The 24228-nt window shown below is 52.1% G+C and carries 25 protein-coding genes; 12 read left to right on the top strand and 13 right to left on the bottom strand.

Annotated features, from left to right (window positions below; genetic code table 11):
* The first annotated feature begins 123 nt into the window (after positions 1–123).
* On the top strand, positions 124–960 hold the full coding sequence (gene fdhD, locus LCS67_RS21570) for a formate dehydrogenase accessory sulfurtransferase FdhD (RefSeq protein WP_001059735.1): 837 nt from the start codon (positions 124–126) through the stop codon (positions 958–960).
* 192 nt (positions 961–1152) lie between these two features.
* On the top strand, positions 1153–2160 hold the full coding sequence (locus LCS67_RS21565) for a YiiG family protein (protein ID WP_080183694.1): 1008 nt from the start codon (positions 1153–1155) through the stop codon (positions 2158–2160).
* A 355-nt stretch (positions 2161–2515) separates the two neighbouring features.
* On the opposite strand, the gene LCS67_RS21560 is transcribed toward LCS67_RS21565, so the two are convergent.
* Both LCS67_RS21560 and LCS67_RS21555 read right to left on the bottom strand, forming a co-directional pair.
* Positions 2516–2839 carry an AzlD domain-containing protein gene (locus LCS67_RS21560; RefSeq protein WP_000527677.1) on the bottom strand — a complete coding sequence of 108 codons (324 nt, stop codon included), beginning with the start codon at positions 2837–2839 and terminating at the stop codon, positions 2516–2518.
* The gene (locus tag LCS67_RS21555) at positions 2839–3498 is read right to left on the bottom strand and encodes an AzlC family ABC transporter permease (protein WP_000683586.1); all 660 of its coding nucleotides are present in this window, start codon (positions 3496–3498) and stop codon (positions 2839–2841) included. The genes LCS67_RS21560 and LCS67_RS21555 overlap by 1 nt, the downstream gene beginning before the upstream one ends.
* A 100-nt stretch (positions 3499–3598) precedes the next feature.
* On the opposite strand from LCS67_RS21555, the gene LCS67_RS21550 reads away from it, so the two are divergent.
* Positions 3599–4147 (top strand): helix-turn-helix domain-containing protein, encoded by a 549-nt coding sequence (locus LCS67_RS21550; RefSeq protein ID WP_001517951.1) that lies wholly within the window; start codon positions 3599–3601, stop codon positions 4145–4147.
* An 88-nt stretch (positions 4148–4235) separates the two neighbouring features.
* Here LCS67_RS21550 and rhaM read toward each other — a convergent pair whose 3' ends face one another.
* The 5 genes from rhaM to rhaB form a co-directional block, all read right to left on the bottom strand.
* Positions 4236–4550 (bottom strand): L-rhamnose mutarotase, encoded by a 315-nt coding sequence (rhaM, locus tag LCS67_RS21545; RefSeq protein ID WP_000619478.1) that lies wholly within the window; start codon positions 4548–4550, stop codon positions 4236–4238.
* Positions 4547–5695: a lactaldehyde reductase gene (fucO, locus tag LCS67_RS21540; protein WP_000009253.1), complete on the bottom strand. Its 1149-nt coding sequence runs from the start codon at positions 5693–5695 to the stop codon at positions 4547–4549. The genes rhaM and fucO overlap by 4 nt, the downstream gene beginning before the upstream one ends.
* 125 nt (positions 5696–5820) lie before the next feature.
* Positions 5821–6648 carry a rhamnulose-1-phosphate aldolase gene (rhaD, locus tag LCS67_RS21535; protein WP_001179696.1) on the bottom strand — a complete coding sequence of 276 codons (828 nt, stop codon included), beginning with the start codon at positions 6646–6648 and terminating at the stop codon, positions 5821–5823.
* 142 nt (positions 6649–6790) lie between these two features.
* Entirely contained in the window at positions 6791–8050 is a 1260-nt protein-coding gene (gene rhaA / locus LCS67_RS21530) for an L-rhamnose isomerase (RefSeq protein ID WP_000211473.1), read from the bottom strand.
* Positions 8047–9516 carry a rhamnulokinase gene (gene rhaB / locus LCS67_RS21525; RefSeq protein WP_000143972.1) on the bottom strand — a complete coding sequence of 490 codons (1470 nt, stop codon included), beginning with the start codon at positions 9514–9516 and terminating at the stop codon, positions 8047–8049. Before rhaB ends, rhaA begins: the two co-directional genes overlap by 4 nt.
* 287 nt (positions 9517–9803) lie before the next feature.
* Here rhaB and rhaS point away from each other — a divergent pair, with 287 nt between their 5' ends.
* On the top strand, positions 9804–10640 hold the full coding sequence (gene rhaS, locus LCS67_RS21520) for an HTH-type transcriptional activator RhaS (RefSeq protein ID WP_000217112.1): 837 nt from the start codon (positions 9804–9806) through the stop codon (positions 10638–10640).
* Between the two features lie 152 nt (positions 10641–10792).
* Entirely contained in the window at positions 10793–11641 is an 849-nt protein-coding gene (gene rhaR / locus LCS67_RS21515) for an HTH-type transcriptional activator RhaR (RefSeq protein ID WP_000013292.1), read from the top strand.
* Here the strand turns inward: rhaR and rhaT are convergent.
* Positions 11638–12672 (bottom strand): L-rhamnose/proton symporter RhaT, encoded by a 1035-nt coding sequence (gene rhaT / locus LCS67_RS21510; protein ID WP_000063541.1) that lies wholly within the window; start codon positions 12670–12672, stop codon positions 11638–11640. The genes rhaR and rhaT overlap by 4 nt on opposite strands.
* A 619-nt stretch (positions 12673–13291) precedes the next feature.
* Here rhaT and LCS67_RS21505 point away from each other — a divergent pair.
* Positions 13292–13975: an oligogalacturonate-specific porin KdgM family protein gene (locus tag LCS67_RS21505; RefSeq protein WP_000378721.1), complete on the top strand. Its 684-nt coding sequence runs from the start codon at positions 13292–13294 to the stop codon at positions 13973–13975.
* A 157-nt stretch (positions 13976–14132) separates the two neighbouring features.
* On the opposite strand, the gene LCS67_RS21500 is transcribed toward LCS67_RS21505, so the two are convergent.
* The 3 genes from LCS67_RS21500 to LCS67_RS21490 are packed head-to-tail and all read right to left on the bottom strand — an operon-like array spanning position 14133 to position 16950.
* On the bottom strand, positions 14133–15440 hold the full coding sequence (locus LCS67_RS21500) for a TRAP transporter large permease (RefSeq protein ID WP_000566800.1): 1308 nt from the start codon (positions 15438–15440) through the stop codon (positions 14133–14135).
* Positions 15433–15948, bottom strand: a complete 516-nt coding sequence (locus LCS67_RS21495) for a TRAP transporter small permease (protein ID WP_001091413.1) — start codon at positions 15946–15948, stop codon at positions 15433–15435. The genes LCS67_RS21500 and LCS67_RS21495 overlap by 8 nt, the downstream gene beginning before the upstream one ends.
* Positions 15949–15966: 18 nt before the next feature.
* Complete coding sequence (locus LCS67_RS21490; RefSeq protein WP_031570694.1) at positions 15967–16950, bottom strand: TRAP transporter substrate-binding protein; 984 nt, start codon at positions 16948–16950, stop codon at positions 15967–15969.
* A gap of 328 nt (positions 16951–17278) precedes the next feature.
* Here LCS67_RS21490 and sodA point away from each other — a divergent pair, with 328 nt between their 5' ends.
* From sodA to LCS67_RS21475, 3 genes are all read left to right on the top strand, one after another.
* Positions 17279–17899, top strand: a complete 621-nt coding sequence (gene sodA / locus LCS67_RS21485; protein WP_000122632.1) for a superoxide dismutase [Mn] — start codon at positions 17279–17281, stop codon at positions 17897–17899.
* Between the two features lie 69 nt (positions 17900–17968).
* Positions 17969–18658, top strand: coding sequence for a 6-hydroxyaminopurine reductase (gene yiiM / locus LCS67_RS21480; RefSeq protein ID WP_000559227.1), 690 nt, complete (start codon positions 17969–17971; stop codon positions 18656–18658).
* Positions 18659–18669: 11 nt separating this feature from the next.
* Positions 18670–19065 carry a nuclear transport factor 2 family protein gene (locus tag LCS67_RS21475; RefSeq protein WP_000133441.1) on the top strand — a complete coding sequence of 132 codons (396 nt, stop codon included), beginning with the start codon at positions 18670–18672 and terminating at the stop codon, positions 19063–19065.
* Positions 19066–19115: 50 nt separating this feature from the next.
* Here the strand turns inward: LCS67_RS21475 and cpxA are convergent, their stop codons facing one another.
* Together cpxA and cpxR are read right to left on the bottom strand one after the other, a co-directional pair.
* On the bottom strand, positions 19116–20489 hold the full coding sequence (gene cpxA / locus LCS67_RS21470) for an envelope stress sensor histidine kinase CpxA (RefSeq protein ID WP_000580402.1): 1374 nt from the start codon (positions 20487–20489) through the stop codon (positions 19116–19118).
* Complete coding sequence (gene cpxR / locus LCS67_RS21465) at positions 20486–21184, bottom strand: envelope stress response regulator transcription factor CpxR (protein WP_001033731.1); 699 nt, start codon at positions 21182–21184, stop codon at positions 20486–20488. Before cpxR ends, cpxA begins: the two co-directional genes overlap by 4 nt.
* 150 nt (positions 21185–21334) lie before the next feature.
* Here cpxR and cpxP point away from each other — a divergent pair, with 150 nt between their 5' ends.
* From cpxP to pfkA, 3 genes are all read left to right on the top strand, one after another.
* Positions 21335–21835 (top strand): cell-envelope stress modulator CpxP, encoded by a 501-nt coding sequence (gene cpxP, locus LCS67_RS21460; RefSeq protein WP_001233463.1) that lies wholly within the window; start codon positions 21335–21337, stop codon positions 21833–21835.
* 147 nt (positions 21836–21982) lie between these two features.
* A complete protein-coding gene (gene fieF, locus LCS67_RS21455) occupies positions 21983–22885 on the top strand; it encodes a CDF family cation-efflux transporter FieF (protein WP_001077321.1) in 903 nt (300 codons plus the stop codon).
* Between the two features lie 184 nt (positions 22886–23069).
* Entirely contained in the window at positions 23070–24032 is a 963-nt protein-coding gene (gene pfkA / locus LCS67_RS21450) for a 6-phosphofructokinase (protein ID WP_000591793.1), read from the top strand.
* Positions 24033–24228 lie beyond the last annotated feature (196 nt).

Here is a 24228-nt window from a genome sequence, read left to right as displayed (position 1 = left end):
GTTATTTTTCTTTGCGGACGGGCCCGCAAAGGTTCAGAATTGGATAAATTTTCCTCCATCCGGGAGGAGTTGTAACAGAATACCATAATGTTGGTGTGTGTGTTCTTATATGGTTAAAAGAAAGTGAACAATATACTGTCTGAAGAAGTCCTAAATGTGACTGATTTCACAACCTCACGCCAGTTGGCTCTCTGGAAACGCGAGGATTTGCAGTCCCCCCAACTTGATGATGTTGCCGAGGAAGTGCCTGTGGCACTGGTGTATAACGGTATTTCGCATGTCGTTATGATGGCCTCTCCAAAAGATCTGACGCATTTTGCAATGGGGTTTTCTCTATCGGAAGGGATCATTGACAGCCCGCGTGAAATCTATGGCATGGACGTTGTGCCGTCCTGTAACGGACTTGAAGTGCAGATTGATCTTTCCAGCCGTCGATTTATGGGGCTGAAAGCGCGTCGTCGCGCGCTGGCCGGACGCACCGGTTGCGGCGTATGTGGCGTGGAACAGCTCAATGACATCGGTAAGCCGGTGCAACCGCTGCCGTTTAGCCAAACGTTTAATCTCGGTAACCTTGATCGCGCGTTAAAACATCTGAATGATTTTCAACCGACGGGTAAGCTGACGGGTTGTACGCACGCTGCGGCGTGGGTCATGCCGTCGGGTGAACTGGCGGGGGGCCATGAAGATGTCGGACGCCACGTTGCGCTGGATAAACTGCTCGGTCGCCGCGCCACAGAGGGTGAGGAATGGCGGCAAGGCGCGGCGCTGGTTTCCAGTCGCGCGAGTTACGAAATGGTGCAGAAGTCGGCGATGTGCGGTGTAGAAATTTTGTTTGCGGTTTCTGCTGCCACCACGCTCGCGGTTGACGTCGCTGAACGGTGTAATCTTACGCTGGTGGGGTTCTGTAAGCCGGGTCGGGCGACGATTTATACCCATCCGCAGCGGTTAATCGCAGACTAAAATAGTACCCTCTACATTTGCGTAAAATATATATTATTAATTTAATATATATTTTATGTAGAATGATGGTGTATGAAATATATATTTTCTGGATTTTACAGCCTCTCTTAATAACGGAATGACGTATAGTGGCGAGGCCATATTTTCGTTAAAATAAGAGAACCCCAATGTAAATATACAAAAGGCAATTAAATGAAAAGGAATTTATTATCCTCAGCAATAATCATTGCGCTAATGACCCTGGGCGCAACAGGATGTGATGACAATAATGTTAAAACCGAGGCGACTCCGGCCGCCAGCGGTCAGCCTGCGACGCCAGCGCCTTCTCAGGCGCCGGAAACGCAATCTGGCGAAAGTCCAGCGCAGCCCCCAGCAGCGAAGCCAGAAACGGCAACTCAGACCCCGGCGGCGAAGCCAGAAACGCCAGCTCAGCCGGAGGTTGACGCTGAAGAAGTTTATAGTGAAAAAATGGATGTCTATATCGATTGTTTTAATAAACTTCAATTGCCCGTTCAGCACAGTCTGGCGCGTTACGCGGATTGGGTGAAAGACTTTAAAAAAGGTCCGACAGGGAAAGAGAGCCTGGTTTATGGCATTGCCGTTAGCTATATTGATAGCGCCGCCGCGCTGGGTAATACCATTAACGAAATGGAAAAATATTATACCCAGGAAAACTATAAAGATGATGCCTTTGCTAAAGGTAAGGCGCTGCATCAGACATTACTGAAGAATATCGAGGATTTTAAACCCGTCTCGGAAAAATATCATGAGGCTATTCAGGAAATAAATGACAAGCGGCAATTGACACAGTTGAAGAAAATAGAAGAATCGGAAGGTAAAACATTTAACTATTATTCTCTGGCTGTCATGATTTCGGCAAAGCAGATCAACAAGGTTATTTCTGCCGATACCTTTGATGCCGAAGCGATGATGAAAAAAGTCGCGGAACTGGAAACAATGATTGCGCAATTGAAACAGTCGGATACTGATGGACGGAATTTTCCTTTCGTTAATTCTGCGGCGGATTATCAGCTAAAAGCTAAAAAATATATTCGTCGCATCAGGGACAATGTTCCGTATTCTGATTTTGAAAAGAAACGGGTGCAGGACCCTGCAACAGGATGGATGGTTGCGGATTCTTATCCGGCGTCGTTGAGAAGTTATAACGAGATGGTGGATGATTATAATCGCCTGCGTTGAGTGACGGCACATTAACTGCGTGCAGGCTGGCGCAAGCGCCTATAAAATTACGCTATAACGCCAATAAAAAGCGCCGATCAGGCGCTTTTTTCGTTCATGTGTTCTTCGTCAGGCAATATCCGTAAAAATAGCCGACGTAAACATTAACTAAAGAGAGTTATTAGAAAAACCAGTAATCTGAAGCTATCACAAGATGTTGACGTCACGTTGGAAGACACTGGTAGTGTAATTGAGGATCGGCATTTATATGGAAAGCATTTATCCCGCCTGATGCGAAAATTCTGAGCCACTTCAGCATAGGGCGGCCCAGCCTTCATCACTTATAGGGTGTCACGTCCAACTGTTCTGTAAGACGTTAATTAATACCCGCCATTCGTAATAACGCGGTCACTACCGCAGCGGCGATAATCACCACAATAAGCGGCATTTTACGCCAGGCTAAAAATACGGCGAAGCCAACCCCAAGAACGCGCGCCATTCCGGCAAAATGTTCGCCTTCGTAAAAGGTGGTCGCCAGCGCGACGGAGAATAGCAGCACCGTTGCCGCATCCGAGAGCAGCGCCTGTGAACGCTCAGACAGCGCCAGACGGCTGCCAAGTTTCGCGCCGCCGAGGCGCATCAAATAGGTTCCCGCAGACAAAAGAGCAATACCGATAATAAATAGCGTCATATTGCCCATTATTTTTTCCTCGCCAGTAGGCCAAGCAGCGAAAGCAACACCGGCAATCCGGCAGCCACAAAGGGAACGGCGGCAAGCGACAGCGCGGCGCCGCTGCAACCACGAATCAATGTGGTGCGGTTTTTAAACGCCGGGATCACCAGCGCCAGTAAGATTGCCGGAAATACGGCATCCAGACCGATGGTTTCTGGGGCAGGGAGCAGTTTGCCGACACCTGCGCCAATCAGTGTGCCAATCGGCCAGAATAGGGCGACGCCCAGACCGCATAGCCAGTAGGCGGCTTTACGTTGTTCGGGTGTTTTTTGCGACAGGCCGAACACCACGCTCTCATCATTCATAATATGGCAGCCGAAAAAGCTGGCGGCGCGGGTGCCAACCAAATCGCGCACCGTTACGCCAAACGGCACGTGGCGCGCATTCACCAGCAGTCCTGCCGCCGCCGCCGCTAACGGATTGCCGCCGCTGGCAACAATGCCGATAAACATAAATTCGGACGCGCCCGCCAGCACAAAAATAGAGAGGACAAACGGCACCCACAGAGGGAAACCGTAGGCCATCGCCAGTGAGCCATAGGACATGCCGACGACGCCCACGGCCAGGCACACTAAAAATATCGCTTTTATCGTGTCTCCCTTGAGACAGGAAAAATAGTGTTTCATCTTCTTTAGTCATATCGAACGAATTTTCATTATAATGAACGGAACAGATTTGCTTTACAAGACGAACATTTCGTTCGTTATAGTGAACGTTGGATGCTTTATGACACAACCTATTAGCGTCATTGCCAGAAGTCTGGTACGCGAACGCCAGCGAACCGGACTGTCGCTGGCGGAGATTGCGCGGCGCGCAGGCATCGCTAAATCTACGCTTTCACAACTGGAAGCAGGGAACGGCAACCCCAGTCTGGAGACGTTATGGTCGCTATGCGTCGCGCTCGACATTCCCTTTGCCAGACTGCTGGAGCCGCAGGTACAAAAAACGCAGGTGATTCGCCGCGGAGAGGGCACCAAAGTCGTGGCGGAGCAGGCGCATTATCAGGCGATATTACTGGCGGCGTGTCCGCCCGGCGCGCGGCGTGATATCTATCTGCTGTTGACGCAGCCGGGGGCCGACCGGATCTCTCACCCGCATCCGCCGGGGTCGGTGGAACATATTATTGTTACGCAGGGAAAAGCCCTCGTCGGCTTAACCGAGGCGCCGGAAGAGCTGGCGGAGGGCGATTACATTTGTTATCCCGGCGACCAGGCGCATATCTTTAAAGCGCTGGAACCGGATACACAGGCTATCCTGGTAGCGGAGCAGAATTGAAATTGCCGGATGGCGGCGTAACCGCCTTATCCGGCCGACAAAAAATAAAACTGTAGGCCCGGTAAGCTTGCGCCACCGGGCACACGACTTACTGCAGATAGAACACCTCTTTTAGCTCTGCGCTGACCGGGCTGTTATCCGGATTCGCGGGCATAACGTCACGCATATGTTTCCACCAACGCTGGCAAACGTCGGTGCTGGCAACGGCGTTCCAGCGTTCCTCGGATTCAATCTCAACGGTGGCGAACAGCAGATTGCGCTCCTGATCGAGATAAATCGCGTAGTGATGCGCGCCGTGAGATTTTAATACGGCTTCCAGCTCCGGCCAGATTGGGTTATGACGACGCTGATACTCCTCGTGCGCGTCGGCATTTACCTGCATCACAAAGGCTTTGCGGATCATAGCGCCTCCAGGTACAGCTCGCGAACTTCATCGCGGCTGGCGGTGCGCGGGTTACACGGCGCGCACGGGTCGGCGAGGGCTTTATCCAGCCAGCCTTCGATATCTTCTTTTGTGACGCCCAGCTTGCTGAAACCTTCTGGAATGCCAACGCGTTTGCTCAGCGTACGGATAGCGTTAATCGCTTCCTGACTTGCGGCCTCGTCAGACATACCGCGCGTCTCCACGCCCATCGCCTGTGCGATGCGGGCAAAACGCGCGACGGCGTTCGGACGGTTAAAGTTCTCGACAATTGGCAGCAGGATAGCGTTGCAGACGCCGTGCGGCAGATTGTGGGTTGCGCCCGGCTGGTGCGCCAGCGCGTGAACCAGCCCCAAACCGGCGCTGTTGAACGCCATACCCGCCAGGTACTGGCCGAATGCCATTTGCTCACGGGCTTCGAGATTATGGCCATCGTCAACCGCTTTCGGTAGCCACACATTGATTAAGCGAATCGCTTCCAGCGCGTTAGCGTCGGTGAGCGGATGCGCGCCAACGGAGACATAGGCTTCCACCGCATGGGTCAGGGCATCCATGCCGGTTGCGGCGGTCACAGACGCCGGGATTTCCAGCATGACGCTGGCGTCATCCACGGCAATATCCGGGATGATATTCGGGTCGATGATCACCTCTTTGACCTTACGGGCAGAGTCGATAATCACCGCGTTGCTGGTCATCTCGGCCGCGGTACCTGCCGTAGTATTAATTGCTACCAGCGGTACGCCGGCGTTTTTCACTTTGCCGACGCCGGAGTAGGCGGTAGATGGACCTGGGTTGGCGGTCAGAATTTTCACCGCTTTAGCGGTATCGATCGGGCTGCCGCCGCCGAAGGCGATAATGTAGTCACATTCTGCGCTCTGATACGCCGCAAAACCTTTCTGCACCAGCTCTTCTGTCGGGTTTGGGAACACCTCATCAAACAGGTGGTAAGACATTTGATGTTCATCCAGTGCGCTAAACAGGCTATCCAGCAGGCCCAGCTTTACCAGTTGACCATCGGTAACGATCAGCGCTTTGCCCCATTGCTTATTCGCCACGAGGTTCACCATATCGGCAATCGCTCCAGCGCCATGCAGGCTAATTTTTGGCAGTGCCAACATAAAGCTCATCACTATTCTCCTTAAAAAGATTCCCTGTTGCCCGATGGCGCTACGCTTATCGGGCCTACGGTAAAATGCGCACCGACCTGTAGGCCGGATAAGGCAAGCTGCATCCGGCGTTGAGTTGGGAGGTATCAGTACAGCGCTACGGCGCTGGCCAGCGGTGTCACGCCAAAACGTTTGCCGAGGGCGACCAGTTCTTCGCGCGTGATGGTCTGCTTCATACCGCCCATCGAATAGATTTTGACTAATACCTCAGCGGATTTCTCTGCGGTATCTATCAAACCGAAGGTTTCATCCAGCGTAGGTCCGCTTCCGAACACGCCGTGGAACGGCCACAGCACCAGCGAATGTTTCTGCATTTCTTGCGCGGTGGCCTGGCCGATTTCATCGGTGCCTGGCACCATCCACGGCAGAATGCCGACACCGTCCGGGAATACCACCAGGCATTCGGTGCTGCCTTCCCACAGTTTGCGGGTGATCAGCGCAGTGTTGTTTTCCAGTACGTAGGTGAGGGCGATCAGGTTAGTCGCATGGCAATGCATAATGACGCGGTCTTTGCCGTGGGTGGCTTTGATGCGTTCGCAGTGGGAGAGGAAATGCGCCGGGAGTTCAGAGGTGGGTACCGCGTCATGGGTTAAGCCCCACAGAATGTGGTAGCCTGCGCCGTCGCTGTCGATTTTGACCACGCCTAAATTGGCTGCCGGATCGAGCTGCACGTTGCGGAAGAATTTGCCGGAACCGGTAACGATAAACGGCGTATTCGCCAGCAGCGGCATGGGTTGACTTAGCGCGATATAGCGCGGTTTTTCGTGGAAATTAGCCGCAAAAGGCGCGATATCGGTTTCATCCAGACGCAGCGTCAGGTTACCGCCATTACGTTCGTCCCACCCTTTCAGCCACGCATCAGACGTGGCTTTAATCATGCCCTGGACAAACCAGGAATCGGTAATATTTTGCATGTTCGTGTTCCCATTCATTGCCCGAAGGTTATTCGGGTCTTACGTAGGCCGGATAAGCGCAGTGCCATCCGGCAATCGTGTTTCATTTATTGCCGGATGGTGACGCGGGCGTCTTATCCGGCCTACAGATCAGGTGTCGCTGTCAGCTACGTTTGCTCAGGATCTCTTTTTCGTAGGCGCGAACGCTGTCCAGCCACTGGCTGCCAGCCGGCGTGCCGTGACGCTGGCAATACATTTCCCAGACGGCCTGCCATGGCAGAGATTTTTGCTCTTCCAGCAGCGCCAGACGCGCGGTGTAATCGCCGCTGGCCTCAAGCTGACGCAGTTGATCTGTGGGTTCCAGCAGAGCGCGCAGTAACGCTTTTTTCATGTTGCGGGTACCGATAACCCACGCGGCGACACGGTTGATAGAGGCGTCGAAGAAATCCAGACCGATATGCACACGGTCGAACAGGTTATGACGGACGATCTCGCTGGCAATTGCCTGGGTTTCATCGTCCAGGAGCACCACGTGGTCGCTATCCCAGCGTACCGGGCGGCTGACGTGCAGCAGCAGCCGTGGCACGTAGAGCATGGCGGCGGAAATTTTGTCGGAAATCACTTCAGTGGGATGGAAGTGGCCCGCATCCAGGCACAGCGCGGTCTGACGGCTGGTGGCGTAGCCCATGTAGAACTCATTGGAGCCGACGGTGTAGCTTTCCGCGCCGATGCCAAACAGTTTGCTTTCGACGGCGTCGATGTGGTGCGCCGGGTCGAATTTCTCGCTAATGACCTCATCCAGCGCTTCCAGCAGGCGCTGGCGCGGGGCTAAACGGTCGACGGTAATGTCTTTCATGCCGTCCGGGATCCAGATGTTCATCACCGACGGCGTACCGAGCTGCTCACCAAAGTATGCCGAGACGCGGCGGCTGGCTTTGCAGTGATCGATCCAGAACTGGCGAATTTTCGCGTCTGGATGAGAGAGGGTAAAACCGTCAGCGCTCAGTGGATGAGAAAAACAGGTGGGGTTGAAATCCAGCCCCAGCCGGTTCGCTTTCGCCCACTCCACCCAGTTTTTAAAATGCTCCGGTTTGATCTGGTCGCGGGCAACCGGCGTATCCGACTCAAGATAAATGGCGTGCAGGTTCAGCCGTTTTGGTCCTGGGATCAGACGCAGCGCCTGTTCCAGATCGGCGCGCAGTTCGGTGGCGTTACGCGCTTTGCCCGGATAGTTGCCGGTTGACTGAATTCCGCCCGTCAACGAACCTTCCGGGTTCTCGAATCCGGCAACATCGTCGCCCTGCCAGCAGTGCATGGAAACCGGCAGGCGATCGAGCTGGCGCAGCGCCTCCTCGACATCAATACCTACTGCGGCGAAACGTTGTTTTGCCAGTTCCCAGGCTTGTTCCAGTTGAGTGGTCATGCGCAAAGCTCCTTTGTCTGTCGTTTGGGTTGAAACTGCGCAACGTGGCGGGCAATTTCACTATCAGGATTAGGGATATAGGTTGTCAGGTCGTAGTTAGCGCTGACGACCTGACGGAAGTCATCGACGTTGTTTAATTCGTCGAGGGTCATAAGCTGAATACCAATATTGCCAAGGGTGGAGGCTTCAACCGGCCCGGCCATCACGCGAATACCACATGCATCGGCGCACAACTGGTTGAGTAGCGCGTTTTGGCATCCGCCGCCGACAATATGCAGTTGGGTAAATTTTTCGCCGCGCAGATTTGCCAGTTCGTGCAGAATGTCGGCATACAACAGCGCCAGACTGTCGAAAATGCAGCGCGCCAGTTCGGCATCGCTGACGGGAACGGGCTGGTCGGTCTCGCGACAGGCGGCCTGGATTTCGGCGCGCATATCGTCAGGATTGATAAAGCGATCGTCATTCGGGTTAATCAGGAAACGGCAGGCCGGCAGCGCTTCTGTTTGGGCGATAAGCGCAGGCAGATCGGTAATGCGCCGTTCTTTCAGCACACGCTGGAGCAGCCACAAACCCATAATGTTTTTCAGTACCCGATAACGCCCTTCCGCGCCGCCTTCGTTGGTGATATTGGCAGCCAGCGCGTTGTCGGTGGTGTAGGGCATTTTGCTTTCAAAACCCATCAACGACCAGGTGCCTGAAGACAGGTAAGCGCTATGTTTATTTGCCAGCGGAGAGGCAATAACGGCGCTGGCGGTATCGTGGCTGGCGACGGCTACCACCGGAATACGGTTGCCCTGCGGGCAAATCCAGTCGCCGATAACATTGCCAGGGTGCGAGGGGCGACCGAACCAGCTCTTTTTCGCGCCAGTCCACGCCAGCAGGGTATCGTCCCAGTCATCGGTATTGATATTGACCAATTGGGTGGTCGTGGCGTTGGTGTATTCCCAGTTCATTTCACCGGTCAGGCGGTAGCTGAAATAATCGGGCATCAGCAGCGCATGAGCGACCTGCGCCGTTAACTCAGGCTGTTGTTTCGTCAGCGCGCGTAGCTGATAGATGGTGTTAAACGGCAGAAACTGAATCCCGCTGCGGCGATAGATTTCGCTTTTGCCGATCTGGACCAGCGCTTGCGGCATGATGCCCGTGGTACGGTTATCGCGGTAGGAGACCGGCAGGCCGACACGCTGACCTTGTTTATCCAGCAGGACATAATCGACGCCCCAGGTGTCGATGCCGATGCTGTCGATAAGAATGCCTTCATTGCAGACTTTCTTCAGACCAAGACGGATATCCTTTTCCAGACTGTCGATGTCCCAGGTGTCAAACCCGTCTGTTTTTTGTAGGCAGTTCACAAAACGGTGAATTTCACGTAGCGTCAGGGTACGGTGTTTGCTGTCGTAACGCGCCAGCATCACGCGCCCGCTGGATGCGCCGAGATCAACCGCGACACAATGGCGAAAAGTCATAATCAGGTCCTTCTTAGAGTCATTGTGCACAGTCTAAAAAAGCCCTCAAAGACCTACCTTCTCGTTACTGACAGGAAAATGAGCCGCTGGCAACAAGGCAAAGATGAACGTGATAGCGTTCACAGTTTCTACTAATAGGCCGATGTGATGTCGTCCGCATTTCCCGCTTTTTCCCGCCTTTTCTTGAAAAAAAGACCATGTTTGCGCGCTTTAGCGTCAAAAATTTAAGGTGAGGCCGATAACCCTTAATTACTATTCGGACATGTTGAATTCAGGAGGAAGCAACCATGACCGTACTGCATAGCGTGGATTTTTTTCCATCAGGTAAAGCGCCCGTGGCGATTGAACCCCGTCTGCCGCAAGCCGCTTTCCCTGAACATCATCATGATTTTCATGAAATCGTGATTGTGGAACACGGTACGGGCATTCATGTATTCAACGGGCAGCCGTATACCATCAGCGGCGGTACCGTGTGTTTTGTTCGCGATCACGACCGGCATTTATATGAACATACCGACAACCTATGCCTGACGAATGTACTGTGGCGTTCGCCGGACGCTTTCCAATTCCTGGCGGGGCTGGATCAATTGCTGCCGCAGGAGCAGGATGGTTACTATCCTTCGCACTGGCGGGTGAATCAGAGTGTGTTGCAGCAGGTGCGCCAGTTGGTCGGTCTGATGGAGCGCGCCGGAGACGGCATGGATGCGCCTGCCGTGGCGAATCGCGAAATTTTGTTTATGCAACTACTGGTGTTGTTACGCCGCAGTAGCCTGATGGAAGGCGCGACCAATAACGACGCCAAACTCAACCAACTGATGGCATGGCTGGAAGACCATTTTGCGGAGGAGGTCTGCTGGGAGGCGGTAGCTGAACAGTTTTCGCTGTCGCTACGCACGCTGCATCGTCAGCTTAAACAGCATACCGGGCTGACGCCGCAACGTTACCTTAATCGCCTGCGTTTGATCAAAGCCCGGCATTTATTACGCCATAGCGATCATAGCGTGACAGAAATCGCGTACCGCTGCGGTTTTGGCGACAGTAACCACTTTTCGACTCTGTTTCGCCGAGAATTTAACTGGTCGCCGCGGGATATCCGTCAGGGACGCGATGCGATAATCCAGTAACGCGAACGCTATCAACGTTTTCGTCGCCAATATGCTGATAATTATACCCTTTAATACCGGATGGCGTCTGCGCCTTACCTGGCCTACGGCGGCGAGCGGTAGACAGAATAAGCGTAGCGCCATCCGGCAAGCATTCAACATGAGGTGCTGCGGTGGCAAATCAGTTAATCCTTTTGAAAAAAGATTTTTTTACTGATGAGCAGCAGGCCGTTACGGTTGCCGATCGCTATCCACAGGATGTTTTTGCGGAACATACGCATGAGTTTTGTGAACTGGTGATGGTCTGGCGGGGCAATGGCCTACACGTTCTTAATGAGCGCCCATACAGAATTACCCGCGGCGATCTGTTTTACATTCGTGCTGAAGACAAACACTCCTATACCTCCGTTAACGATCTGGTGCTGCAAAATATCATTTACTGCCCGGAGCGTTTGAAACTCAATGTAAACTGGCAGGCGATGATTCCCGGCTTTCAGGGAGCGCAGTGGCATCCTCACTGGCGGCTGGGCAGTATGGGAATGAATCAGGCGCGGCAGGTCATTAACCAGCTTGAACATGAGAGTAATGGGCGCGATCCGCTGGCGAATGAGATGGCGGAATTGCTGTTTGGTCAACTGGTGATGACGTTAAAACGGCATCGCTACGCGACCGACGATCTTCCGGCAACCTCCAGAGAAACCCTGTTGGATAAATTAATTACCGCTTTGGCTAATAGCCTTGAGCGTCCCTTTGCGCTGGATGCGTTTTGCCAGCAGGAACAATGCAGCGAACGGGTGCTGCGGCAGCAGTTTCGCGCCCAAACCGGGATGACGATTAATCAATATTTACGCCAGGTCCGTATTTGCCACGCGCAGTATCTGCTTCAGCATAGCCCGCTGATGATTAGCGAGATTTCGATGCAGTGCGGCTTTGAAGATAGTAATTATTTTTCAGTGGTGTTCACGCGGGAAACCGGGATGACGCCGAGCCAATGGCGCCATCTCAGTAATCAAAGCGATTAACTGGCCATGCCTAAACCGACAATATTCGCCGCGATAATAATTACCACGCAGCCGAGGCTTAATACGGCAACGGGACGGCGGCCAGCATTTTTCCACTCTTTTAGCACCAGACCGACAAGCCCCCCGCACAGCACATAGAAGCTCATGTGCAGCATCCAGCTCATGTAGTCATATTGCGCGGGAATGCGCGCGTGACCCCAGGCATAGAAAAAGAACTGTAAATACCACATCAGACCGCCAAGCGCGGACAGCAGAATATTGCTGATAATCAACGGTCTTGCCAGCGAGAAGTCGGCTTTTATCGACAGATTTTGTACTTTTGCCAGGCGGATAAAACAGAAACCGAGGTTAACCAGCGCGCCGCCGCCCATAATCACCACGTAACTCGGCAGCGCGACATAGAGCGGGTCAACGCCAAGCGCGGCAGCAGCTTCATGCATCGGTTTCGCGGCGTTCATGGCAAAAGACATCCCCGCCGAGAAAATACCGCACATCACTGCCAGCAGAAGCCCTTTCTTCAGATTGAACTCCTCCGCTTTAATGCCCATTTTGCGTTCTTTTAACTGTCCGGCGCGCGTCACAATCCCGACGCCGATCAGCGCGACAAAAACGCCAAGTAGCGTCATGCGTCCCCCTTCGGTATGGATTAACACATCGAAGTTACCGTTGATGATAGGCGTCATCAGCGTGCCGACGATAAGCGTAATGCCGATAGCGATGCCGATACCCATCGACATCCCGAGATAACGCATGGTCAGACCGTAATTAATATTGCCGATGCCCCACATGGCGCCGAACAGAAAAACCGGTAAAAGGGTGGAGAGGTTAAACTGCCCATAATAGGCCCAGAAATCAGGCAGTAACAGAGCGCTAATTGTCCACGGCAGAATAAGCCAGGAGACGATGCCGCCCACTGACCACATGGTTTCCCATGACCACTGTTTCACTTGCTTGAACGGAGCATAGAAGCAGGCTGCACTGGCCGCCCCTATCAAATGCCAGAAAATACCCATCGTAATCGCGTTACTCATGACATGTTCCTCATTATTTTTTATGGACGGGATACCCCTTCCGTTTGCATGAGTTTAAAAATTACGCAGCCTGGTAACCTTATAACGATTGCCGCCGTTGGGTGTATTCTGGCAATCAGCACGTTAATGAAGTGATTAACTTCACGTTTTAAAAAAGTCGGAGCGCATCGTGACCGTCTGGATGATTATTTAAATCAGTGGGTAATATTGGTTTTCTAAAATACCTTCATCATAACGACACGAAACGACTTAGCTGGCAGCAATGCAAAGAAAACGCTGCGTGAGCTCACATAATGGGAATAGTCTGACTTACCGTTTGATAAAAGGGTAGTTATACAGTAATTATTTAGTTGTTTTATTTGTATTTACAATTTAAATATATTGAAATTAACGTTAGGAATCAATGAAATATAAATATAGGGGAATCCCTATATTGGCTTTGTTGATGGTGTTTTGATTTTTATGTTATATGGCGAATATAAATTTCATTTATTTTATTTTGCTTTTTGAACATTATCCCAATTTTAAATTAAAGATCTTTGCCTATATTGTCGCCATTCACATTGCGTATTATGGTTGTAACGGCCTGACATAAAACAACGTTTTAATTTTAAATTAAATGGATTCTGTTATGAGAAAATCTCTTTTCTTACTATTACCTCTTGTTGTAACAAATGCGCATGCAGTATATGTTGATGTTCGTCATGAATATCTTGATGATAGTAAAGCTAACTATGACCGTGCGTATATTTCTCATCGGTTTGCGAATGGTGTTGGTTTTGCGATAGAAGCTATCTCAAAATCAGGCGGGGATGACACCAATAAAGCGTTTAATGACCTGGAAACACAGGGCAACGAATATACGATAAGCTACCAATTTAAAACCGGTGATGTCGCCTGGCAACCGGGTTTTGTGCTGGAAACCGGCAACGGTTACTCTACCTATAAGCCTTACTTCCGCGCGACGTGGACATTAAATGAAAGCTGGTGGGTTGGCGCGCGCTATCGTTTTGAATATGTACGCCGTTCTTCTGATATCCGTGATGATGATACCATCAATCGTATGGATGTCTGGGCGGGTTATAAATGGAACAACTTTGACTGGACAATTGAAGGGATTTATAAGAAAGCCGATAAATATGATCTTTACGATGGCGGCAAAGATAATTATGAATATAACTTCAGAACTGCCTATATTATTGACCAATGGTCGCCATTCGTTGAGGTAGGTAATGTTTCCGTCAATAGCAACAGCGATGAAAGACAAACCCGTTTCCGCGTGGGTATAGGCTACACATTCTAATCATTATCCCTGTTTATTATTTATTCCCTTTTCCGGCTACTTTATAGGTAGCCGGTTTTTTTTACCTGGTGATGACCTGCGGATAATTATTATCGTGCGTTGGCCGGATAAGACGCGAATCGCCATCCGGCAACGAGATGTGCAGGAAACTATGCGCTTACATGATGCCCAGTAGACGGGGTAAGAACAGTGTGATTTCCGGAATGTAGGTAATTAATAACAGAACACCGATAATCGCGCCGTAAAAAGGCAGCAACGGTTTAATCACTTCCTCAACTTTGACCTTACCGACGCTCGCCCCGACATATAAACCACTGCCAACTGGCGGCGTAATAGTGCCAATCGCCAGGTTATAGATCATGATAATGCCGAAATGCACCGGATCGACGCCCAGTTTAGCCATGATCGGCAGCAGAATCGGGGTAAAAATCAGAATGGCCGGACCGATATCCATAAATGCGCCGATAATCAACAAAAAGACGGTAATGACTAACAGGATAACCAGTTTATTGGCGGAAATACCGAGGATCATATCGCTCAGCGCCGCAGGAATATTGGTGATCGACATCGAGAAGGACATCGCCGAAGAGGTTGCCAGCAGGAACATGATGACCCCGGTCATTACCACTGTCTGGAGCAAAATCGAAGGCAAATCCTTAATTTTCAGCGTGCGGTAAAACACCATCGTCAGCAATAACGTATACACCACGGCAATCGCGGAGGCTTCAATGGCGGTGAAAATCCCCTGCACAATGCCGCCGACAATAATCACGATCAGCAGCAGGCTGGGAATGGCCTCAACGGCAACTTTTAGCGCCATGCCTTTTTGGACGGTGAAGAAAACCCGATAATTTCGACGCTTAGCGACCACCAGCGTGACCAGCATACAGCCAACGCCCCACAGCACTCCCGCGACCAGACCGCCAGCGAACAGAGCGGCAATCGATGTTCCCCCGCTTGCCAGCGCATAAAGGATAAAAGCCGTGGTGGGTGGAATTAACATTCCCGTCGGCGCGGAGGCGATATTCACCGCGGCCGCAAAGCCGCGATCGTAACCTTCGCGCGCGCTCATCGGCACCATCACGCCGCCGATAGAGGTTGAGGCGGCAATTGCCGATCCGGAAATTGCACCGAACATCATATTGCCGACGATGTTGGTGTAAGAGAGCGAGCCGGGCAGTTTGCCAGTAAACAGTTTGGCAAAATTGACCAGTCGGGCGGCAATTCCCCCGCTATTCATGATCACCCCGGACAAAACGAAGAACGGCACGGCCAGCAAGGCAAAACTGTCCAGGCTGGAGAACATTTTTTGCGCGGTGGCGAACATCGAAATATCGAAAGGCAGTACCAGCATCATGGTGCTGAAAGAGGCGATGACGATGCAGATCCCGATAGGCGCGCCCATGGCCAGTAAAACAACAAAGACGGCAATTAGCGTACAGGACGCAAAAATAGGGTCAATCATGTGATTTCTCCAGAGTGTGCTCAGTGGTATCCGTGGCGGAATGGATAGCTTTCAGGGCGTCAACGATATTCAGCAGCCCATAGAGGATGATCAGTACGCCCGCGCAGGGGAGCGCGTAATAAATTTTCCCCATCGGAATGCCCAGCGCAGGGGAGATTTGCAGCATAGAAATCGCAGAAATCTTTAAGCCGCCGATAATCAATACCCAAATGGAAAACGCGATAAAAATGACCTGCAGAATAATATCCCACCAGCCGCGAATCGTCGGCGACACCTTATCCAGTAAGAGAGTCAGGCTGATATGCTGTTTCTGACCGGCGACAAAAGCCATGCCCAGCATTGATACCCACACCAGGAGAAATCGCAGCATCTCTTCGGTAAGGGTGCTGGGAACGCCCAGAATGTAGCGGCTCACCACCTGCCAGCAGGCGATGCCAACCATTATCGCCAGCACCAGGCAACAGATAGCGCCCAGCAATAAATCAAGTCCTTTTCTGAATGTGTTCATCTTAATTTCCTGATTAGATTAATTTTTTGCTGTCTGGATACGTTGATACAGCCCGTAAAGCCGCGGTTTGTTTTTCAGACCGTCGTAAATAGGCTGTACTGCCTTCTGGAAGGGTTTTTTGTCGATCTCGTAGAATTCAACGTTGAAATCTTTTACCGCCGCCAGCCTGGTTTTCTCTATTTCCTTGTCCCATGCGGCTTTCTCAAATTCGATCGACGCCTTGATGGCGGCTTCGACGATGCGCTGCTGTTCCGGCGTCAGCTTTTCCAGCGTGAGGGTACTCATTAACAGGATATCGGGAATGCGGGTGTGCATATCGTAGGTGTAATAACGGGCGACTTCACCGTGGCGGGCGATGGTGAGAGCGAACTCATTGTTTTCCGCGCCGTCGAGTATGCCTTGTTGTAACGAGGTATAGACCTCCGCCTGGCTCATGGCGATAGGCGAAGCGCCCAGCAGTTTGAGAGTTTGGATCGCCGTCTCACTCTGCATGACGCGGATCTTCTTCCCGCGTAAATCCTCAATGCGTTTAACCGGCGCTTTGCTCATATAAAAATTACGCGCGCCGGAATCATACCAGCCTACGCCGACAAACCCCTGCGCGGCGGTGGACTGATAGACAGGCTCCATCACCTGTGGGTTATCCATTACGCGGTAGTATTCCTCGACGTTGGCAAACAGGTAGGGAAGTGAGAACACGCCGTACTCAGGCGAAAAACTCTCCATCAGCCCGGACGACACTTTAGTGATGTCGACGACGCCGACCTGCGTCAACTCCACCAGTTCGCGTTCGCCGCCAAGCTGTCCGTCCGGGAAGTACTGTACTTTGATATCGCCGCCCGTTTTCTCTTCAACTTGCTGCCCCAGGAAGTGCAACGCATCTTTTACCGGCTGGCTATTTTCAGCGTAGGCCAGGCGCAAAATGATTTCGCCGTGGGAGAAGAAAGAGAGTGTGGAGAGTAAGGCCAACGTAGCCAGACGTATAAAACCAGGTTGCTTCATAATTCCCTCGCAATTGTAATAATTTACCGGGAATGTAATTGCATGGTGAAATTATAACCTTCTTGATTTTGCCACCGATGACAAAATTTGGCACCAAAAGAAAGATTTTGAAACCCTGTTTCACATTTCATGATTTCCAGGAATTCATCAACAGACGGTTTCGGTTGGAGGCGTAAAAAACGGTTTTTTTCAGCGGATGCCGTAACGTTTATAACCATGGAAAAAGTACGGCATTGATAATCATTTTCAATATCATTTAATTAACTATAATGAACCAACTGCTTACGCGGCGTTAACACTGTGCCGCTCGACAATAATGGAGATGATTATGAGTTATACACTGCCATCCCTGCCGTACGCTTATGATGCACTGGAACCGCACTTCGATAAGCAGACGATGGAGATTCACCACACCAAACACCATCAAACCTATGTCAACAACGCTAACGCGGCGCTGGAAAACCTGCCTGAGTTTGCTGACCTGCCGGTTGAAGAACTGATTACTAAACTGGACCAGGTGCCAGCGGACAAAAAAACCGTGCTGCGTAACAACGCCGGCGGCCACGCTAACCACAGCCTGTTCTGGAAAGGGCTGAAAAAAGGCACCACTCTGCAGGGCGACCTGAAAGCGGCTATCGAGCGTGACTTCGGTTCCGTTGACAACTTCAAAGCTGAATTCGAAAAAGCAGCAGCAACCCGTTTCGGCTCCGGCTGGGCGTGGCTGGTGCTGAAAGGCGACAAACTGGCTGTGGTTTCTACCGCAAACCAGGATTCCCCGCTGATGGGTGAAGCCATTTCCGGCGCTTCCGGCTTCCCGATCCTGGGTCTGGACGTGTGGGAACACGCTTACTACCTGAAATTCCAGAACCGCCGCCCGGACTACATCAAAGAGTTCTGGAACGTGGTGAACTGGGACGAAGCAGCAGCGCGTTTCGCCGCTAAAAAATAATTTGCATTGCACGTCTGTAGAAGCGAGTCTGATGACTCGCTTTTTTTGTATCCGCGTAAGGAGCAGCAGATGCATTATCCGGTTGACGTGTTTATTGGCAAAATTCGTGACTATGACGGCAGCCGCCCGAGCGCTATCGCCAAGGTGCAAATCGACGGCGAACTTATGCTGACCGAGCTGGGTCTGGCAGGCGATCAGCAGGCCGAAAAGAAAATCCATGGCGGCCCCGACCGCGCGCTATGCCATTACCCCCGCGAACACTATGCTGATTGGATTCGCCAGTTCCCCGAGCAGGCGACGCTGTTTTGCGCCCCGGCGTTTGGCGAGAATCTGTCGACGGACGGAATGACCGAATACAACGTGTTTATTGGCGACATCTACCGCTGGGGCGAGGCGTTGATCCAGGTCACTCAGCCGCGCTCTCCATGCTTTAAACTTAATTTCCACTTTGCCATCAGCGACATGGCCCTCCTTATGCAGAACAGCGGAAAAACCGGCTGGCTGTATCGGGTCATTGCGCCAGGTAAAGTCTCCAGCGATGCGCCGCTGGAACTGGCGTCGCGTCTGAGCGATGTCTCGGTTCATGAAGCGGGTGTTATCGCCTGGTCTATGCCGTTTGATGACGAACAATATCATCGGCTGCTGAGCGCCGCCGGGCTGTCGGCGAGCTGGAGCCGCACCATGCAGAAGCGTCGTTTGAGCGGCAAAATTGAAGATAGCGCCAGACGGCTGTGGGGTGATAAAACTCCGCCAAAATGAAAGGAAGGGTTATGACTGAAGCTGAAAATGCGGTGGCGATCGTAAAAGAATTTTTGGTGGCCTCGATGATTCCTGATGCTGAACGCGCCGCAACGTATATGCACCCGGAGGTGAAAATTACCTTCACCGGAGGCCGGGCGATGGCGGGCGCGGCAGATATCGCGCAGTTTAACGGCGCTCGCTACAAGTGGGTGAAGAAGGCGCTGGGCGAGTTTGATGCGGTGCAGCATGATGATTACGTTGTGATTTATTCCAACGGTACGTTGTATGGCGAATGGCCCGACGGTCGCCCGTTTGCCGATAACCGCTTTATCGACCGCTTCGAAGTGCGCGATGGCAAAATTACCCGGATGGACGTGTGGAATGACAGCGCCGAGTGGATTTTAGCGCCAGACATTTCCCGGTAAATCTCGACGGCGAGATAAAAAATCGGCCTGCATTCGCAGGCCGATGGTTTTTAGGTTCGCTTGTACAGCGGTAGCCACAGCGTGAGCCGCAACCCACCCAGCGGGCTATCGTCAGCCTTAACCCAGCCGCGGTGCTGCTGCATGGCGCTTTCGACAATCGCCAGACCCAGGCCAGTACCACCGGATTCACGGTCGCGCGCCTCATCAGTGCGATAGAACGGACGGAAGATCTGCTCGCGGTCTTCAGGGCTGACGCCCGGCCCGTCGTCATCGACCGTGATCGTAATACCGTCTTTATCCACCGAGAAGCCGACTTCAATCTTCGTATGTGAATAGCGCAGCGCATTACGAACAATATTTTCCAGCGCGCTTTCCAGCGCGTTTGGGTTGCCATAGAGCGGCCACGGCCCCGGCGGATAATTTACCGTTAACGACTTGCCCATCTGTTCGGCTTCAAAGGCGGCGTTATCCAGCACTTCGCCCCATAGCTGATTGGCTTTCATCGTTTCGCTGACCAGCGCGTTTTTCTGTTGGTTACGCGACATCACCAGCAGGTCATTGATCATGCTGTCCAGACGCTGCGCTTCGGTTTCAATACGCTCCAGCTCTTTGCTTTCGCCGCCACGACGACGCAGCAGCGCGGTACCCAGTTGCAGGCGCGTAAGGGGCGTTCGCAGCTCATGGGAGATGTCTGACAGCAAACGCTGCTGCGAGGTCATCATCCGTTCCAGCGCCGTCACCATCTGGTTAAAACTGGCGCCAGCGGCGAGGAACTCCTGCGGACCCGCCTCCAGTTCCGGATGCTGACGCAGGTTGCCTTGCGCCACTTCATCAGCCGCGTTTTTCAACTTACGCGCCGGTTTCGCCAGACTCCATGCCAGCCATAGCAAGAGCGGCGAACTGACCAGCATCGTGACAATGAGCAACAGAAGCGGGCGGTCAAACAGCAGATTAATAAAATCGGATTGCGAACTGCTGGCCGGTCGAATCAGGTAAAGCTGGTAATTATCCTCTCCGTCGCGAACGGAGAACGGCCCCACCATCTCTACGCGGCCATATTTTTTCTTCTGCGGATGATCGGCGTTATCCGCCTGACCAATGAAGTTACGAATGATCTGCATTTCGCTGCGTTCAGCGCCGATCACGCGTCCTTCAGAGGTCACCAGTAATAACCGCTGTCCAGGCGGCGCCCACTTATCGATCGCGCGGAACAGGCGACGCCACCACATCAGGTCGTTGGGTGGATCGTTCGCAAGTTCAGCTTCTACATGTTGCTCTATCATCAATCCCTGGCGCTGCTCGCTGTCCAGCAGCTCGGTCATCTGGCGTGAATCGAGCTTGGGCAACATCAGTACCAGCATTAGCACCAGCGCCAGCGTCAACCAGAAGATGGCGAAGATGCGCGCGGTTAAACTTCCTATCATGAAGCGGAAACCATCAGATAGCCGCGACCACGCAATGTTTTAAACCACGGGTGACCGTCTTTGCGTTCCGGCAGTTTGCGGCGCAGGTTAGAAATATGCATATCAATAGCGCGATCGAACGGCGTCAGGCGCTTGCCCAGCACTTCCTGACTTAAATGTTCACGGGAAACCACCTGGCCGAGGTGTTGCGCCAGCAAATAGAGCAGGGTGAACTCCGTACCGGTCAGCTCCAGCGTTTGGCCATCGAAACTGGCTTCCTGGCGGCCCGGATTAAGGCTTAGCGCATCGACTTCCAGCGTCGGCGAGCCGTTGTCGCTGCTCTGCTGCTGTTCGCTCCAGTGGGAACGGCGCAAAATAGCCCTGATGCGCGCTACCAGCTCGCGGTCGTTAAACGGTTTGGGCAAATAGTCGTCCGCGCCCAGCTCAAGGCCGAGAACGCGATCCAGCTCGCTGCCGCGCGCGGTCAGCATAATGACAGGCGTCTGGTGTGTCTGGCGAAGCGCTTTCAACGTATCGATACCGTTTTTCTTCGGCATCATGACGTCAAGCAAAAGTAAATCGATGCTGTCATCCAAAAGCTCAAGCGCCTGCTCGCCGTCGTGGGCCACCAGGACATTAAAACCTTCCATTTCGAGGAGCTCTTTTAACAGGGAAGTCAGCTCTCGGTCATCATCAACTAACAGGATTTTATTCATTGTTTACGTACCTCCGAGGCAGAAATTACGTCATCAGGCGTCGCTAATCCATGACTTTACGTTGTTTTACACCCCCTGACGCATGTTTGCAGCCCGAATCGTAAACTGTCTCTCGTTGAATCGCGACAGAAAAGATTTTGGGAGCAAGCGATGCGCAAAGTTACCGCTGCTGTTATGGCCTCAACGCTGGCATTCAGTTTTTTAAGCCACGCAGCTGAAGTTGTTACAAGCGATAACTGGCACCCCGGTGACGGGGCCACGCAGCGTAGCGCGCAAAATCATATGTTTGACGGCATAAGTTTAACCGAACATCAGCGTCAGCAGATGCGAGATCTTATGCAACAGGCAAGGCACGAACAGCCTCCTGTTAATGTTAGCGAAATGGAGACAATGCATCGGCTTGTCACCGCAGAAAAATTTGATGAAAGCGCTGTGCGCGCTCAGGCAGAAAAAATGGCGCAAGAGCAGGTCGCCCGCCAGGTCGAAATGGCCCGCGTGCGTAACCAAATGTATCGCCTGTTAACGCCGGAGCAGCAAGCGGTTTTGAATGAAAAGCATCAGCAACGAATGGAGCAACTGCGCGACGTGGCGCAATGGCAAAAAAGTTCATCGTTGAAATTATTGAGTAGTAGCAACTCACGTTCCCAGTAACAACCCTGTTTTCCTTGCCATAGACACCATCCCTGTCTTCCCCCACATGATGTGGGGGTTTTTTTTATCTCCAGTTTGTCATTCTGTTATTAGCTTACTGTTTTAAACCATCCGTTATACTACCGGCAGAAGATAGCGGGAGTATTTATGAATCAAACCTATGGACGGCTGGTTAGCCGGGCGGCTATCGCGGCAACAGCGATGGCATCAGCGTTACTTTTGATCAAAATTTTTGCGTGGTGGTATACGGGATCGGTGAGTATTCTGGCGGCGTTGGTGGACTCGCTGGTGGATATTGCCGCGTCATTGACGAATTTGTTGGTCGTGCGTTATTCGCTGCAACCCGCAGATGATGAACATACGTTTGGTCACGGTAAAGCGGAGTCGCTGGCGGCACTGGCGCAAAGTATGTTTATTTCCGGTTCGGCGTTGTTTCTGTTTTTGACCAGTATCCAGAATCTGATTAAGCCGACGCCAATGAACGACCCCGGCGTGGGGATTGGCGTTACCGTCATCGCTCTGATATGCACTATTATACTGGTCACGTTTCAGCGCTGGGTGGTACGCAAGACCCAAAGTCAGGCGGTACGGGCGGATATGCTTCATTATCAGTCTGATGTTATGATGAACGGAGCGATTCTTATCGCGCTTGGATTATCCTGGTACGGTTGGCATCGTGCGGATGCTCTGTTTGCGTTAGGTATCGGCATCTATATTTTGTATAGCGCGTTGCGTATGGGGTATGAGGCGGTGCAGTCATTATTGGATCGCGCGCTGCCCGATGCGGAACGACAGGAAATTATTGATATCGTGACGTCATGGCCGGGAGTCAGCGGCGCGCACGATCTCCGCACGCGGCAGTCAGGGCCGACCCGCTTTATTCAGATTCATTTGGAAATGGAAGATAATCTGCCGCTCGTTCAGGCGCATTTTGTGGCTGACCAGGTAGAGCAGGCGATTTTGCGGCGTTTTCCGGGTTCAGATGTCATTATTCATCAGGATCCCTGTTCAGTCGTCCCCAGGGAAGGCAGGAAGTTCGAGCTTGTATAATTGATTGTTAAAAAGTGAGCCAGGCCAGCATTTTGTGTATAAATTACCGCCATTTGGCCTGACCTGAATCAATTCAGCAGGAAGGGATTGTTATACTATCTGTATATTCGTTGGATCGTTTCGAAGTGCGAAATCGGCTTCCGGCAATAGATTTCATTTTGCATTCCAAAGTTCAGAGGTAGTCATGATTAAGAAAATCGGTGTGTTGACAAGCGGCGGTGATGCGCCGGGCATGAACGCGGCAATCCGCGGTGTTGTGCGCGCAGCGTTGACGGAAGGGCTGGAAGTCATGGGCATTTATGACGGCTATCTGGGCCTGTATGAAGATCGTATGGTTCAGCTTGACCGTTACAGCGTATCTGACATGATCAACCGTGGCGGTACTTTCCTCGGTTCCGCCCGTTTCCCGGAATTCCGTGACGAAAATATTCGCGCTGTCGCGATCGAAAACCTGAAAAAACGCGGTATCGATGCGCTGGTAGTTATTGGCGGCGACGGTTCTTATATGGGTGCAAAACGTCTGACTGAAATGGGCTTCCCGTGCATCGGTCTGCCAGGCACTATCGATAACGACATCAAAGGCACCGACTACACTATCGGCTACTTCACTGCTCTCGGCACTGTAGTGGAAGCGATTGACCGTCTGCGTGACACCTCCTCTTCTCACCAGCGTATCTCTATCGTTGAGGTGATGGGCCGTTATTGCGGCGACCTGACGTTGGCGGCGGCTATTGCTGGCGGCTGTGAGTTTATCGTGGTGCCGGAAGTTGAATTTAATCGCGAAGATCTGGTGGCGGAAATCAAAGCCGGGATCGCGAAAGGGAAAAAACACGCTATCGTCGCTATTACTGAGCATATGTGCGATGTTGACGAACTGGCGCACTTTATTGAAAAAGAAACGGGCCGTGAAACGCGTGCGACGGTGCTCGGCCACATTCAGCGCGGTGGTTCCCCGGTACCTTACGATCGCATTCTGGCTTCCCGTATGGGCGCGTATGCTATTGACCTGCTGCTGGAAGGCCATGGCGGTCGTTGTGTTGGTATCCAGAACGAGCAGCTTGTTCATCATGACATCATCGATGCGATTGAAAACATGAAGCGTCCGTTCAAAAGCGACTGGATGGAGTGCGCGAAAAAACTGTACTGATTGTTTTTGCGCGCCTGATGGCGCTACGCTTATCAGGCCTACAGGTTGCAGAAACGTGTAGGCCGGATTAGGCGCTAGCCGCCATTCGGCAATCCCTCAGATTTATTCCTCGAAGTTATAGCCAATCTTTTTTTATTCTTTAATGTTTGGATCTCTTTCTGGCACGCTTTGCTCATCACAACACAACATAAGCGAG

The sequence above is a fragment of the Salmonella sp. A7 genome (assembly GCF_020181675.1).
Lineage (GTDB): Bacteria > Pseudomonadota > Gammaproteobacteria > Enterobacterales > Enterobacteriaceae > Salmonella > Salmonella enterica.
The sequence above is the reverse complement of the archived record's forward strand: the minus strand, read 5'-3'. Positions and strand labels throughout refer to the sequence as shown.